At 28.6% G+C, this 14,125-nt stretch carries 17 protein-coding genes; 15 read left to right on the top strand and 2 right to left on the bottom strand.

The annotated features are described in order from the left end of the window. The first annotated feature begins 204 nt into the window (after positions 1 to 204). The gene (gene metA, locus GXK56_RS12510) at positions 205 to 1,119 is read left to right on the top strand and encodes a homoserine O-succinyltransferase (RefSeq protein ID WP_160687796.1); all 915 of its coding nucleotides are present in this window, start codon (positions 205 to 207) and stop codon (positions 1,117 to 1,119) included. Positions 1,120 to 1,277: 158 nt separating this feature from the next. Beyond that, on the top strand, positions 1,278 to 1,883 hold the full coding sequence (locus tag GXK56_RS12505; RefSeq protein WP_160687794.1) for a DUF2238 domain-containing protein: 606 nt from the start codon (positions 1,278 to 1,280) through the stop codon (positions 1,881 to 1,883). A gap of 106 nt (positions 1,884 to 1,989) precedes the next feature. Here the strand turns inward: GXK56_RS12505 and GXK56_RS12500 are convergent, their stop codons facing one another. Together GXK56_RS12500 and GXK56_RS12495 are read right to left on the bottom strand one after the other, a co-directional pair. Continuing rightward, complete coding sequence (locus GXK56_RS12500) at positions 1,990 to 2,256, bottom strand: DUF1294 domain-containing protein (RefSeq protein ID WP_160687793.1); 267 nt, start codon at positions 2,254 to 2,256, stop codon at positions 1,990 to 1,992. Between the two features lie 219 nt (positions 2,257 to 2,475). Beyond that, positions 2,476 to 3,117: an undecaprenyl diphosphate synthase family protein gene (locus GXK56_RS12495; RefSeq protein WP_160687792.1), complete on the bottom strand. Its 642-nt coding sequence runs from the start codon at positions 3,115 to 3,117 to the stop codon at positions 2,476 to 2,478. Positions 3,118 to 3,654: 537 nt separating this feature from the next. Between GXK56_RS12495 and GXK56_RS12490 the strand changes: the two genes are divergently transcribed. The 13 genes from GXK56_RS12490 to cobA all read left to right on the top strand — a co-directional run bounded on the left by GXK56_RS12490 (position 3,655) and on the right by cobA (position 14,115). Then, entirely contained in the window at positions 3,655 to 4,479 is an 825-nt protein-coding gene (locus GXK56_RS12490) for a DNA-formamidopyrimidine glycosylase family protein (protein WP_160687791.1), read from the top strand. Positions 4,480 to 4,646: 167 nt separating this feature from the next. Further along, positions 4,647 to 5,462, top strand: a complete 816-nt coding sequence (locus tag GXK56_RS12485; RefSeq protein ID WP_160687790.1) for an EFR1 family ferrodoxin — start codon at positions 4,647 to 4,649, stop codon at positions 5,460 to 5,462. A 121-nt stretch (positions 5,463 to 5,583) separates the two neighbouring features. Further along, positions 5,584 to 6,075: a GNAT family N-acetyltransferase gene (locus tag GXK56_RS12480; protein ID WP_160687789.1), complete on the top strand. Its 492-nt coding sequence runs from the start codon at positions 5,584 to 5,586 to the stop codon at positions 6,073 to 6,075. A 27-nt stretch (positions 6,076 to 6,102) separates the two neighbouring features. After that, entirely contained in the window at positions 6,103 to 6,516 is a 414-nt protein-coding gene (locus GXK56_RS12475) for a GNAT family N-acetyltransferase (protein WP_160687788.1), read from the top strand. Positions 6,517 to 6,545: 29 nt separating this feature from the next. Further along, on the top strand, positions 6,546 to 6,959 hold the full coding sequence (locus tag GXK56_RS12470; protein ID WP_160687787.1) for a GNAT family N-acetyltransferase: 414 nt from the start codon (positions 6,546 to 6,548) through the stop codon (positions 6,957 to 6,959). Between the two features lie 72 nt (positions 6,960 to 7,031). Continuing rightward, positions 7,032 to 7,661, top strand: a complete 630-nt coding sequence (locus tag GXK56_RS12465) for an HD domain-containing protein (protein ID WP_160687786.1) — start codon at positions 7,032 to 7,034, stop codon at positions 7,659 to 7,661. A gap of 81 nt (positions 7,662 to 7,742) precedes the next feature. After that, a complete protein-coding gene (gene rfbC, locus GXK56_RS12460) occupies positions 7,743 to 8,288 on the top strand; it encodes a dTDP-4-dehydrorhamnose 3,5-epimerase (RefSeq protein ID WP_160687785.1) in 546 nt (181 codons plus the stop codon). Between the two features lie 119 nt (positions 8,289 to 8,407). Then, positions 8,408 to 8,821 (top strand): GNAT family N-acetyltransferase, encoded by a 414-nt coding sequence (locus GXK56_RS12455; protein ID WP_160687784.1) that lies wholly within the window; start codon positions 8,408 to 8,410, stop codon positions 8,819 to 8,821. Between the two features lie 71 nt (positions 8,822 to 8,892). Continuing rightward, positions 8,893 to 9,396: a hypothetical protein gene (locus GXK56_RS12450; RefSeq protein WP_160687783.1), complete on the top strand. Its 504-nt coding sequence runs from the start codon at positions 8,893 to 8,895 to the stop codon at positions 9,394 to 9,396. A 414-nt stretch (positions 9,397 to 9,810) separates the two neighbouring features. Continuing rightward, the gene (hemA, locus tag GXK56_RS12445; protein WP_160687782.1) at positions 9,811 to 11,016 is read left to right on the top strand and encodes a glutamyl-tRNA reductase; all 1,206 of its coding nucleotides are present in this window, start codon (positions 9,811 to 9,813) and stop codon (positions 11,014 to 11,016) included. Continuing rightward, positions 10,974 to 11,654, top strand: a complete 681-nt coding sequence (locus GXK56_RS12440) for an NAD(P)-dependent oxidoreductase (RefSeq protein ID WP_160687781.1) — start codon at positions 10,974 to 10,976, stop codon at positions 11,652 to 11,654. The genes hemA and GXK56_RS12440 overlap by 43 nt, the downstream gene beginning before the upstream one ends. Before the next feature lie 29 nt (positions 11,655 to 11,683). Further along, positions 11,684 to 12,559, top strand: coding sequence for a hydroxymethylbilane synthase (gene hemC / locus GXK56_RS12435; protein WP_160687780.1), 876 nt, complete (start codon positions 11,684 to 11,686; stop codon positions 12,557 to 12,559). A gap of 92 nt (positions 12,560 to 12,651) precedes the next feature. Next, on the top strand, positions 12,652 to 14,115 hold the full coding sequence (cobA, locus tag GXK56_RS12430) for a uroporphyrinogen-III C-methyltransferase (RefSeq protein ID WP_160687779.1): 1,464 nt from the start codon (positions 12,652 to 12,654) through the stop codon (positions 14,113 to 14,115). Positions 14,116 to 14,125 lie beyond the last annotated feature (10 nt).

The following is a 14,125-nucleotide window of genomic DNA, read 5'->3' as shown; positions in this document are numbered from 1 at the left end:
TATTCTAGTAGTGTCTAATTAATTGCTTTAAGAAAAGCGATAATGTGATTTTATTTTATAATTAATTCAGCTCGTTACTTTGATTAATATAGCTACAATATATTTATTTTGTTGATAAGAAATAGAATTTTGATATAATAGTTATAATAAGTTTTAGCAATAGCAATTATAAACAAAAATTTAGACAGAAGGGGGACTTTAGGAATGCCAATTAAAATTCCTATAGAATTACCTGCATTTCAGGTTTTATCTAATGAAAATATATTTATAATGAATGATGAAAGGGCTAATACTCAGGATATAAGACCATTAAAAATAGCAATTCTCAATTTAATGCCAAAAAAAATTGTAACAGAAAATCAATTACTAAGATATTTGTCCAATTCACCGCTTCAGGTAGAAATAACCTTAATACAAACAAAAAGTTATGTTTCACAAAATACACCTTTAGAACATTTAGAAAGGTTTTATTGTTATTTTGATGACATTAAGAACCAAAAGTATGATGGGCTTATAATAACAGGAGCACCTGTTGAACAAATGAAATTTGAAGATGTTACTTATTGGGAAGAACTTAAAAAGATCATGGAATGGAGCAAAACCAATGTATTTTCATCGCTTCATATTTGTTGGGCTTCTCAAGCAGGATTATATTATCACTATAATATACCTAAATATGATTTAAAGGAAAAAATGTTTGGAGTATTTTCTCATACTGTAAATGATGAAATGGCTGATCTCACAAGAGGGTTAAGTGATATTTTTTATGCGCCTCACTCAAGACATACAGAAGTTAGAAAAGAGGATATAGAAAAGGTTTCTGATATAGAAATATTATCTGAATCTGAGGAAGCAGGCGTATTTATTGTTGCTTCAAAAGATAGAAGAAAAGTATTTATAACAGGTCACCTTGAATATGATAGAAACACCTTAAAAGATGAATATGTAAGAGATTTAGAAAAGGGAGATAAAATAGCTATTCCAAAAAATTATTTTAAAAACGATGATCCAACTCAAACTCCATGGCAAATGTGGAGAGGAAGCGCTAATATAGTTTTTGGAAATTGGCTGAATTATTGTGTATATCAAAATACACCTTTTGATCTTAACACACTTTAAATTCATTAAATTAGACATGCTTTGTTTAAATAATTTCATAAGCATGTCTAATTTGTTTTATATTGATTAATTTAGTGTATACAAAATTTATAATAAATAACAAAGGATAAAATAAAAAGAATTAAATATATATGAAATATGATACAGAGGGAACAATAATGAGAAAAGAGTTTTTTAACAAGATATTAATTATTAGTATATCAATAATTTTGATTTTATCTGCAGTTAATTGTCATGACTTATTTACATGGTTTTTAGAGGTTTTACCAGTTATTATAGCTGAAATAGTATTAGTAGTTACATATAAAAAATTTAAATTCACAAGTTTTACTTATATGATTATATGGATCCATGCACTTATATTAATAGTCGGCGGACATTATACTTATGCAGAAATGCCGTTGTTTAATTGGTTAAAAGATATTTTTCACCTTAGTAGAAATTATTATGATAGGGTAGGGCATTTAGCGCAAGGATTTGTACCGGCAATTGTTATTAGAGAAGTATTCATTAGGAATAAAATGATAAAAAACAAAGCATGGACTAATTTTATTGTAATCTCCATCTGTCTTGCAATTAGCGCTTCCTATGAATTAATAGAATTTGCAGTTGCAATGATTACAGGGGAGGCAGCAGATGCCTTTTTGGGGACTCAAGGAGATGTGTGGGATACCCAATGGGATATGACATGTGCATTAATCGGATCAATTTTTTCAATAATACTATTAAGTAAATATCAATATAAAATATTGGAAAAACTTTAAATTGTTCTAATAAATGATGTTGATTAGATTAAACTGAGTTATTAAACATTAATAGGAGAGGACAACAATTAATTGGTGTTTCCAATATCTATATAGCACTGATTATTTAATAATTAAAATATAGTACAATTAATCCGATTTGAATAAAGAGTATAAATGGCACACCATACTTAAATTTCACATGCTTTGTCTTGTGTCTAAAAGCAGACATGCCAAAGAGCATCCCAATAGAGCCTCCTGCTATGGAAATACCAATAAGAGTATTTTCGGGTATTCTCCATTCTTTGTGAACAGCTCTTTTCTTGTCAATAAGCATAATAATAAATCCAACAAAGTTAATTATAAGTAAATAAGTTATAATAATTTTAAGCATAAGTTTCACTCCTAAATAAGCAATGTAAATTAACATTATAATAATATACTCTATTTTAAAGTATAAATCTATTTAAGTCTATGAAATTAATGCATGAGAAAGTTTGTAGATGTAAAGATAAATCAGAAATAGAATGATGAACCTTTAAGTATAAAAAGGAGTTTATGAGAAAGATATGTTTTTCATATAAACTCCTTTTTACTATATTATATGCGTTTTTTATCCACCTAAAGTTACGTCTTGCTCATTGTACCAGTTTAATGCTTCATAAAAATCTTTTTCATTAAAATCAGGCCAGTAATTATCCAAAATATAAAAATCAGAATACACTGATTGAACGGGTAATAAACCGCTTAACCTTCTTCGGCCTCCCCATCTTATTATTAAATCTATTCTAGAAATATCTTTTGAATGTAAATAGGGTTGAATTTGTTTATTTGAAGAATTACAATTCTTTATTAAATTTAAGTCCCATTCCCAGCCGTAATTAATTAAAAAATTTGCTTTAATTCCCCCAGAACCAAATTTTTTTCTTTCAGTAAAAGGTAATAGTTCTTTAGGAAAGCAATTGGAATCGGTATTTCCCAAAACTAATATTTCGCAATTTTCTTTTGTTAGAAGCATAACAGAATTTATACAAGCTTTTGTAAAGGCCTCTTTTTGTTCTTTTGGGCGCTTAGTATTATCTACTGTAAAGCCATAAAAGGTCACTTCTTGAATATTTTCTTTTTGGCATAATTTAAAAACCTCAAGCCCTGGATTTATTCCATGATTATATCCTTTATCCTTAGTTAATTCATTAGCCAAAGCCCATCTTCTGTTACCATCAGGAATTATACCTATATGTTTTGGTATTCGCATAATTTTAATTCACCTACTCATCAATATAAATAATTAATTAATTAACATCACCTCTTAAGTGTACCCATGTTTTGAAAAAAGATACACACCTTAAAAAAGAGCAGCTATGCTGCAACCAAGGAACATTTCACCTTAAAAAAGAGCAGCTATGCTGCAACCAAGGAACATTTCACCTTAAAAAAGAGCAGCTATGCTGCAACCACGGATCATTTCACCTTATAAAAGAGCAGCTATACTGCAACCACGGATCATTTCACATATAAAAAGAGTGGCTATGCCACAACCACGGAACTTTTGCCCCCTTAAAAGGCTGCACCCCCCAATAAGAACTTTCCTACAATAAAGACCGTTTCATTTTAATATTCCATATAAACAAAGAAATATAAAAATAAATAACAGTTTAAAAGTTTAATAAGATATATTTACAAATTATGCTATAATTAGAAAATAACAAGAAATCAGATTTGTTTTTTCATCTAAAAAATTAGTAAAGAGTTTATTATTTAAAATATGATATCAAAAGGAGAGAAAAAAATTATGTTAGAATTTCCTGAAGTCTTGACTATCGCTAGGCAATTAGAAAAAACTATTGTAGGTAAAAAGATTAATAAAGTTTTGCCACCATCAAAAGTGCATAAATTTTGCTGGTATAATGGTGATCCTACTGAATATGAGGCTGCTATAAAAGACAGTGAGGTTATATCTGTAGCTGGGTTTGGAATATACGTTGAAATAGAATTTAGTAATGGTTATAAGCTTTGCTTTAATGATGGTGTAAATGCGCGAATTATGAACAACAGCACAACATTAAAAGGATATCAACTTTTGATTGAATTTGATGATGAATTAGTATTAGTTTTTACAGTAGCTATGTATGGAGGCATCATTCTTCATAAAGGGAATTATGATAATGAATATTACATAAAGAGCAGGAGTGCAGTAGATATATTTTCAGCAGAGTTTCCAAATTATTATGAGAAAACTCTTACTGAAGCTAAACAAAATCTGAGTGCAAAAGCTTTTATTGCAACAGAACAGAGATTTCCTGGCATTGGCAATGGAGTGCTGCAGGATATTTTATTTACAGCGTGTATTCACCCTAAGCGAAAAATTAGTACATTTGGAAAAGAAGAAAAAGATAGGTTGCTGAATAGTATAATTGAAGTTTTAGAGAATATGGTTAAAAATCATGGACGTAATACAGAAAAAGATATATTCGGAGATAATGGTGGGTATAAAGTACTATTATCAAGGAATACAGTTGGTGATGGCTGTCCAAAGTGCGGGAGTCAAATTGTAAAGGAAGCTTATTTGGGCGGAGCTGTTTATTATTGTCCTTCGTGTCAACCATTAATCAAGTAATAAGTGTAGTTGATCATAGTATTAAGAGATTAATATTATTGATAAGGAAAAAATTAATACTTCGTAGTTATATATGGAAAAACTATGATGGAATGTGGAAAATGCTTTTTCATCAAAGCACACCAACTTCTAAAATATTGAAATAAAATAAAAAACGGAGGATGAGTATGTTAATTGAGTCGATAACATCAATATATTTTTCACCAACAGGTACAACTAAAAAAATCATTAATTCAATTATAAGAGGAATGGAGATTGAGAATAATCAAATAATTAATTTGACTTTTCCTGAAGTAAGAAATACAAGTATTCCTTCAATTAGTAGTGACATGGTATTAATTGGTGTGCCTGTTTATGAAGAAAAAATTCCTGAAATAATATATGAAGTTTTAACTAATTTAAAAGGTAATGGAAAACCAATTGTACTTGTTGGTGTTTATGGAAATATTGGTGATGGTATAGTTTTAAACCAACTTGATTTCATAGCAAAAAATTCAGGCTTTAAGGTGGTTGCAGCAAGCTCTTTTATAGGTGAACATTCATTTTCAACAGATGAGATACATATTGCCCAAAACCGCCCCAATAATGATGATATAAAAAAGGCTGAAGAATTTGGAAAAAGCATAGCAGAAAAAATAAAGAGAACAAAAGATTTAAATGATATTTTAATTAAAATACCTCAAGGAAAATTACCATTGATGGCCAAGATAGTTCCTAAAAATAGTGCAAGATTATTTACGAAAACTCCTATAGTAGATATGAGCTTATGCACTCATTGTAATATATGTGTAAAATTATGCCCTTGCGGTGCTATAAATAAGGAGAATCTACAAATAAAGGAAGTACAATGTCTTCGTTGCTTCAGCTGCGTAAAAAGGTGTCCTAAAAATGCTAGAAAAATTGTTTATACTCCAAGATTTGTAGTTTCAAAAGTTCTAAAAATGAAAAATAAAGTTATAAAGGAACCTAAAATATATTTATAGAAGAGTACGTATTTTTGTACAGATTTAGACAAGGAGTTATTTGTGAAACTAAAAGAATAATACTTAAATACTAATTTAACATGTAATTAGTATTTAATACATAAATTTTGAGAGGATTATTATGATAAGAAAAGCAGAAGTAAAAGACGCATCTAGACTAGCAGAAATTTTAATTTTTACAAAAAGAATTGCTTACAGAGAAATATTTAACAATGATAAGGTTTCATTTAATGAAATGCAGGTTTTAGATTTGGCATTGGATTTTCGTGATAAGGAATCACAATTAGAAGATTTATATGTTTATGACGATGGGATTTTAAAAGGGTTGATTAGGTGGAGAAGGATTGACGATATAGATATAGAAAACAGCATTGAAATTTTTGAACTTTATGTTGAGACTTTTTTTCAAGGACAAGGCATAGGTAACATTTTGATTAAGGATTGTATTGAATATGCAAAAAAGCAAAGTGTTAATAAAATATTTCTATGGGTGTTAGAAAAAAACTATAATGCAAGAAAATTTTATGAAAAGCATAATTTTAAGCAAGATAATATTATTAAGTTTGAAGATGGTACTTCAGAAATACTCTTAAGATATAAACTAGAAATATAGAATCAATTTTAGAGGAGGACATTAATAATGAAAATTGAATATGCAAGTGAGCTAGACTTTGAATTTATACTTAATAATGATAGGCATGTTTCAAAGCAATTAATAAAAAATAAACTTAATGAAAAGGAAGTAATTATAGCAAAAAATCATAATAACGAGATTATTGGGTGGTTAAGATACAATTATTTTTGGGACAATACGCCTTTTATGAATATGTTGTATCTAGATGAAAAACATAGGAGCAAGGGAATTGGAAAGGAATTGGTTGGGTTTTGGGAAAATGAAATGAGAAGTTCAGGCTACGAAATGGTCATGACATCTACCTTAGCTAATGAACAAGCACAGCATTTTTATAGAAAACTAGGATATAAAGATGCTGGTAGTTTATTATTAGATGATGAACCTTTAGAAATAATTTTTACTAAAAGTATATTAATATAATTTATAAGATAAGGAGTAGCAGAATTAATATGAAGCTCAATATTACAGATAAGATAAAAAAGCAAGATGAAGAAACTATTTTTCGTGGATTATTAGAATATAATTTAGCTAAAATAGAAGATAAAAATCCCAAAGATTTAGGTGTTTATATGCAGGATGAAAATGGGGATATGATTGCAGGCTTGATTGGAAATACCCATGGCAATTGGATGACTGTAAAATACTTATGGGTAAGTGAGAAATTAAGGGGACAAAATATTGGAAGTCAGATATTAAAAATGGCTGAAGACACAGCTAAAAAGAGAGGATGTAAGTATGCATTTTTAGATACTTTTAGCTTTCAGGCACCAGAATTTTATAAGAAATATGGGTATAAGGAACAATTTGTACTCGAAGAATATCCAGTGGAAGGCAAACGTTATTATTTTACAAAAAAATTATAGATACTAAGAAAATAATAATTTGATATATTCATTTCAAAAATAATATTAATATTAAAAACGAGGAGATTTATAATGGAAAATAGTTACATAAAGGAAAGAATACCTTCTTTAGAAAAAGCAAAATTATTATTAAAAGAAGCGGAAGATTTAAATCCAGGACCTTGGGTAATGCATTCTATGAATGTAGCAGAAGGTGCAAAATTAATAGCAGAGCAAACTGACAATTTAAATCCTGAGGTTGCATATATTTTAGGAATGCTGCATGATATAGGAAGAAGAGAAGGTGTACATGCTATGAGACATGGAATAGATGGATACAAATATGCAATTAGTAAGGGTTATGATTTGGTAGGGAGAATTTGTTTAAGTCATACAGCATTTAGATATAATAATGAGGTCGTTATTGTAGGAAAATGGGATGGTACTCTTGAAGAATTAAATTATGTAAAAAATTATTTATCTAATACGGAGGAAACAGATTATGATAAATTAATAAAATTATGTGATTATTTATCATTGCCAAGTGGGTTTGTATTAATCGAGAAAAGAATTGTAGACATTGCATTAAGAGGAGGTATTAATGAATATACAATCCCACGATGGAAATCAACATTTGAGATTAAAAAGTATTTTGAAGAAAAGATAGGAAAATCAATTTACAGTTTGTTACCCAATGTGAAAGAGAATACTTTTGATTATTAAAGAATAGGGATGATATTATCAATACTGTGATAATTAATAAATTTAGAAGTAGTATCAATATTTATGCAGGAGAGATAAAGTATGAAGGTTACTAATACGGATTTAAAAGGTGTTTTGATATTTGAATATGAAGAAGGAGAAGATAGTCGCGGCCCCAAGTATTCAACTTTTTCTCAAAAGGAACTTATGAAATTTGGAATTGATTTTAAATATATTGAAGAAAATATATATTGTCCTTTAAAAGCTGGAACTTTATATGGCATCCATTTTCAAAATAATCCCATGTCACAGGCTAAACTGTTATATTGCATTGAAGGAAGTGGAATAGATTATGCTGTTGATTTGCGCAAAGAATCTCCAACCTATTTGAAGTGGACATCAGTAAAATTAAGCACGGAAAATCGCAGACAGATTTTTATTCCTAAAGGTTTTGGACATGCTTTCCTATCATTAGAAGATAAAACAAAAGTGGTTATGAGAATAGATAACTATTTTGATTCAAGGTATTCACGTCAAGTAGCTTGGAATGATTCAACTATAGGAATAAAGTATCCAGTTGATAATCCGATTTTAGCACAGCATGATATTAGAGCACCTAGATTAATAGATTGTGATATTAATTTGTAAAGATATAATATCCTGTAATATGATTAAAAGAAAAGTTATAACTTTTGAGGAGGTACAAAAATGATCAAATTAAGAAATTCTCTCTAATCATTTATTATTACTGAGAGGAGAATAAGAAAATGAAAATAACATATAAGATTAATGTAGTTCCTAAAGTTGAAGAGCTAATACAATTATACAACAATATTGGATGGCATATTTATACTCAAGATGCGAAAAAATTGGAACGTGCATTTATAAACTCTAGTGTTATTGTTTCAGCCTGGGATAATTATAAACTTGTTGGAGTGCTAAGAGCTGTTGGCGATTCTGAAACTATTATGTACATTCAAGATATTTTGGTAGATGAGATATATCAAAGTAAAGGAATTGGACGTCAGCTTATAGGTGAATTTATGAATGAGTATGAAGATGTAAGACAAATAGTTTTAATAACAGATAAAACACTTAAAACCATGCATTTTTATGAAGTATGTGGTTTTGATAAGGTTGAAACATATGATGGAATTGCATATGTTAAATATACAGTTTAATTGGGATAATGATTAAGTTTATTTGGTGATATAGAGTTGATGGAAGTAATATTTTAGTAGGAGTGGTTGTAATGAATAATGTTGTTAATCATGTTACAGATATGTTGGTATCCAGTAATTTATCATTTACGAAAAAGCCTATTCTTATTGGGGGGATGGCTATGGAGTTTTATGAAATGCGAAAAGCAGGTGCAGATATAGATTTGATAATAACGGATGATGATTATCAAATTCTAGCAGAAAAATACCCCGATAATAGAAAAGATTTGTATGGAGATTTGGGAATGGTAATAGGAAAATTTGAAATATGGAGAAGTATTGCACACCTAGATTATGATTTTTTCAAAAAAGATGCTATTGAGAAAGAGAATATTCTAATTGTATCAATAGATAGACTTTTATGGACTAGAGTGTGTGCAATGGAAGTGGAAAAGTATAGAAATGACCTAAAATTACTAAAAGAATATTATTATAAAAATTATACCAATTCAAAATATCATCAAGAAGCGTTAGCTCATGAAAAGTCTTATTTGAAAATGAATGGTGCGGTTTTTGCTGGTAAATATGATGATTGATAGTATCATATTCTAGTGATAATCTGATTTAAGTAAGTAGTTAAAAAATACAAAAAAGCTAAGTATAAGATAGGGAGGCTTGTACTTAGCTTTTTTGATTCTATAATTTACTATTTTATATTTAATAGGGGTAAATAATTAACTACTTTATGATATTATTATAATAGAGTTTTGTGTCAGAAATATGTCAAAGACAGAATAAATAATAATATTTTAAAGAAAAAATTGATATTACCTAGAATATATTATATATTTACTTAAGTAGATAACCAAAATCTATGATTTAGTGTGAATTAGTTAAGACAGATATCTAAAATCTATGATTTGATGATGATAGCTTACTCAATGAATAATTAAGAGGAGTAAGTCTGTTTTATAATATTACGAAGTTAAAAATATGTGAGGTGACAAGCATTGATAGGCTTAATAGGTATAAGAAAAAATACACCTTTAGAAGTTAGAGAAAAATTTATTATAAAGCCAAAAAAATATAATGAATATGTACAACAATTACTTGAAGAAATGCAGGAGGTAGTTATTTTAGCTACTTGTAATAGAACAGAAATTTATTTTAATGCTTCTTTTAATGAGGAAGAATTATTAAAAAAGATTTTTGGGATTTTCAGCTGGAATTATGATTATAAGCAATATGTTTTTATAACTAAGGAGAAAGATGTTTACAGACATTTATTTGAAGTTTGTTGTGGTTTTCATTCTAAAATATTAGGAGAAGATCAAATTTTAGGGCAAGTAAAGGATGCTTATGAACAGGCTTTAGATATAGATGCAGTTTCATTGGAATTACATAGATTATTTCAAGAGGCAATAACCTGTGGTAAAAGATTTAGGAAGGAAGCTAAATTGTTTGAAATACCAGTATCTTCAGCTTCCATAGTGGCAAATGAAGCTTTTAATCATGGATGTACTAAATATATGGTTTTAGGATATGGAGAAGTAGGAAAGCTTGTTTTAAAATATCTTCTTTCTCATAATATTAAACTTGTCTATTTAGTTGTGAGAAATAATAAAATTAAAGAAGAGATTACTGATGAAAGAGTTAAAGTAATCAGTTTTGAAGAAAAAAATAAATATATTGATGAGATTGAATGTATTATAGGATGTACTTCAGCTCCACATCCAGTAGTAAAAAAATCAGATATTAATGAAGAAGGGCATAAGCTAATAATATATGATTTATCGGTTCCAAGAGATGTTGAAAAAGAAGTTGCAGTGTTAGATAGAACTGAAGTATATAATATAGATACTATAAGTTACATAAATGATAAAAATAAAGTACTTAGAAAAAACAAAATGGAAGAGCATAAATTCATAATGAATAAATATTTGAAGGAATATGAAGAGTGGCTTAAATTAAGAAGTATTTCACCTGAAATTAAAAGATTAAAAAGTTTGGGTAACGAAATATCTCAAAAAAGAATTGAAACTTTTAAGCATAAGAGCAGAAATGAAAAAGATGTTCCATTAGCTGAAAAATTAATTAAAAGTGCTTCGGATTTTTATATAAACAGGGCTATTGAAGTTATGAAAGAAGAAACCTTAAAAGGGTGTGAAGAAGAATGTTTGAAAATAATAGAGAAGATATTTCAAGTGAAGAAATAAGATATTCATATATTTCATTTATATCCAATAAACTTAGAATTGGTATAGTTGGAGGCGGAAAAGCAGGGACAATTAAGGCAAGGCATTTTATTAAGGATAACGTCTATGTTGAAGTTTTATCTAAGACTTTTACAGAGGATTTAATAGAGCTTTCAAAAGAATCTGCAAAAAAACTTAAACTTATAAGTGAAGAATTTAATTATGATTTTTTAAAAGATAAACATCTTATAATTATTGCAATAGAGGATAAAAATGTAATTGATAAAATAAAATATTACTGTGAGGATAATTTTAAAATTTATATAGATTCCTCTGATTTTAAGGGTGGAATGGGAGTTATTCCAATTGAAAGAGACACTAAAAATATAAGTTTTGCATTAAACACAAAGCAAGGAAATCCTAAAGGTGCTGTTTTAGCAGCAGAAAAAGTAAAAAGCTTATTAGAAGAATATGATGATTTCCTTAGTTTTATGGGTAAAATAAGAACTAAAGCTAAAAAGTATCCAGAATATAAGAATTTGATACTGAGTTTTATAGGAAATGACGATTTTAAGATACTTTTTGACCAAGGAAAAGCAGAAGAAGCATTAAGGATCAATTTCCCAAAGGAAATCATAGATGATCTGTTAAAATTATAGATAGAACAAGGTGGAGGTAATAATAATTTATGAATAAACTAATTATAGCAACAAGAAAGAGTAAATTGGCTCAAACACAAACAGAAATAATAATGAAGAGTTTAAAAGATCAATTTAACATAGATAGTGAAAAATTACTCATAGTTACTGAGGGAGATAGAAAATTAGATGTTTCTTTAGCTAAAATAGGAGGAAAAGGATTATTTGTTAAAGATATCGAATTGGCACTTTTAGATAAAAAAGCATCTGGAGCTGTTCATAGCATGAAGGATGTTCCTTATGAATTAAGTGAGGAATTTGAAATTGCTGCTATAACAGAAAGAGAAGATATAAGAGATGTGCTTATTTCAAAGGATAATATACCTTTTAAAGAACTAAGAAAAGGCGCAGTTATAGGAACTAGCAGTATAAGACGTGGGTGTCAGCTAAAACTCCTTAGAAATGATTTGGAGATAGTTTCAATAAGAGGAAATGTTCAAACAAGACTTGAAAAAATGAAAAGTCAAAATTTAGACGGGATTATTTTAGCTTCAGCAGGCTTGAAACGATTAAATGAAGAACATTTAATAACAGAATATTTTGATCCAACTGAATTTATACCAGCAGTTGCTCAGGGAGCTTTAGGAATAGAATGTTTAAAAACAAGTGAAGCTAGAGAAGTTTTTAGAAAATTAGAAGATCCTAATGCAAAGCTTACAGTAAATGCTGAAAGAAGCTTTATGAAGAGCTTAAATGGGGACTGTCACAGTTTAATTGGAGCCTACTCAGAAATTCAAGGAAATGATTTATATATGATAGGAATATATGATGTAGGTGGAAAAATAATTAAAAAAGATATTTTAGGCAGCAAATATGATAATCTTCAATTGGGAGAGAAACTAGCTAAGAAAATATTAGAAAGTTAATTTAGATTTGTGGCAGTGTATAAAAAACTATAGATTTAGATTATTATAATGATAAAATTTAAGTAAGATTATTGAAATAGGAGAAAAAAGATATGAGCAAAGTTTATATAATTGGAACAGGCCCAGGAGATGAAGAATTATTAACACTTAAGGCCGTAAGGGTTTTAAAAGAATGTACAGCTGTATTATATGATAGATTAGTTTCAAATAATGTATTAAATTATTTAAATGAAGATTGTGAAATTTATTATTGTGGAAAAGAGCCAGGAGCTCATTCAAAAACTCAAGAGGAAATCAATGAGCTTATAGTTAAACTTGCAAAAGAAGGCCATGTAGTTGGAAGAATAAAAGGTGGCGATCCTTATGTTTTTGGAAGAGGTGGAGAAGAAGTTCTTGAAGTAGTTAAAGAAAATATTCCATTTGAAGTAGTTCCAGGAGTAACTTCACCTATTGCAGTATTAAACTATGCAGGAATTCCAATAACTCATAGAGGAATGGCACAAAGCTTCCATATTGTAACAGGGAAATCAGCACAGGATTTAAATGTTAATTTTAAAGCTTTAGCTGGGGAAGAAGGAACTTTAGTTTTCATGATGGGCTTAAGCAATTTAGAGAATATAGTAGGTCAGTTAATAGCTAATGGAAAATCTCCATTAACACCGTGTGGAGTTGTTATGAGAGGTACTTCAGCTAAGCAAAAAAAAGTTATAGGAACTTTAGAAAATATTTCACAAAAAGTAAAAGAAGCAAATTTAAAATCACCTTGCATAATAGTAGTTGGAGAAGTTGTGACCTTAAATGAAAACTTGAGCTGGTATGAAAATAAACCTCTTTTTGGAAAGAATATTTGCATTACAAGAACAAAGAAACAATCAGAGAATCTTAAAAATAAATTAGTAAAATTAGGAGCAGAGGTTACAAGCTTTAATTCTATAGAAATAAAAAGCACTTCTGATAATTTAAATGAATATATAAATAAATTAGAAAATTATGATCATATAGTATTTACTTCAGCGAATAGCGTAGATACATTTTTTGATTATTTAATTGAAAAGGCTTATGATATAAGAAAGCTAAAGGCAAAAATTTCAGCTATTGGCAAGGCAACAGCAAATGCATTAAATAAAAGAGGAATTGTATGTTTTGCTAAGGCTAAAGAATTTGTAGGTGAAGGTTTAGTAAGTATTCTAAAGCCTCATTTAAAAGAAAATGAAAAGCTGCTTTTACCTTGTTCAGCTAAGAGCAGACAATATATATATGAAGAATTAGCTAAAACAGGTGTAGAAGTAGATAGAGTATTTATCTATGATACTGTTTGCGGAAATGTAGCAAATAAAAAATCCTTTGAAGAAGTTGATGTGGTATTTTTCACAAGTCCATCAACCGTGAAAAACATGGTAGATATGCTTGGAATGGAAGAAATAAAAAAGAAACAAGTTATAGCTATAGGACCAAAGACATATGAGCCATTAAAGGAATTGGGAATAGAGGCTTATGTATGCAAAGAACATTCTGAGGATGGTTTTCTAAAGGAAATAGAAAACTTATTTATATAATCTTAACTGT

The sequence above is a fragment of the Clostridium sp. C2-6-12 genome, assembly GCF_009928485.1.
Lineage (GTDB): Bacteria > Bacillota > Clostridia > Clostridiales > Clostridiaceae > Clostridium.
The sequence above is the reverse complement of the archived record's forward strand: the minus strand, read 5'-3'. Positions and strand labels throughout refer to the sequence as shown.

Bases quoted from the DNA above. Each gene is read 5' to 3' on its own strand.
- metA (WP_160687796.1), top strand. From the start codon at position 205: ATGCCAATTAAAATTCCTATAGAATTACCTGCATTTCAGGTTTTATCT.
- GXK56_RS12505 (WP_160687794.1), top strand. From the start codon at position 1,278: ATGAGAAAAGAGTTTTTTAACAAGATATTAATTATTAGTATATCAATA.
- GXK56_RS12500 (WP_160687793.1), bottom strand. From the start codon at position 2,256: ATGCTTAAAATTATTATAACTTATTTACTTATAATTAACTTTGTTGGA.
- GXK56_RS12495 (WP_160687792.1), bottom strand. From the start codon at position 3,117: ATGCGAATACCAAAACATATAGGTATAATTCCTGATGGTAACAGAAGA.
- GXK56_RS12490 (WP_160687791.1), top strand. From the start codon at position 3,655: ATGTTAGAATTTCCTGAAGTCTTGACTATCGCTAGGCAATTAGAAAAA.
- GXK56_RS12485 (WP_160687790.1), top strand. From the start codon at position 4,647: ATGTTAATTGAGTCGATAACATCAATATATTTTTCACCAACAGGTACA.
- GXK56_RS12480 (WP_160687789.1), top strand. From the start codon at position 5,584: ATGATAAGAAAAGCAGAAGTAAAAGACGCATCTAGACTAGCAGAAATT.
- GXK56_RS12475 (WP_160687788.1), top strand. From the start codon at position 6,103: ATGAAAATTGAATATGCAAGTGAGCTAGACTTTGAATTTATACTTAAT.
- GXK56_RS12470 (WP_160687787.1), top strand. From the start codon at position 6,546: ATGAAGCTCAATATTACAGATAAGATAAAAAAGCAAGATGAAGAAACT.
- GXK56_RS12465 (WP_160687786.1), top strand. From the start codon at position 7,032: ATGGAAAATAGTTACATAAAGGAAAGAATACCTTCTTTAGAAAAAGCA.
- rfbC (WP_160687785.1), top strand. From the start codon at position 7,743: ATGAAGGTTACTAATACGGATTTAAAAGGTGTTTTGATATTTGAATAT.
- GXK56_RS12455 (WP_160687784.1), top strand. From the start codon at position 8,408: ATGAAAATAACATATAAGATTAATGTAGTTCCTAAAGTTGAAGAGCTA.
- GXK56_RS12450 (WP_160687783.1), top strand. From the start codon at position 8,893: ATGAATAATGTTGTTAATCATGTTACAGATATGTTGGTATCCAGTAAT.
- GXK56_RS12440 (WP_160687781.1), top strand. From the start codon at position 10,974: ATGTTTGAAAATAATAGAGAAGATATTTCAAGTGAAGAAATAAGATAT.
- hemC (WP_160687780.1), top strand. From the start codon at position 11,684: ATGAATAAACTAATTATAGCAACAAGAAAGAGTAAATTGGCTCAAACA.
- cobA (WP_160687779.1), top strand. From the start codon at position 12,652: ATGAGCAAAGTTTATATAATTGGAACAGGCCCAGGAGATGAAGAATTA.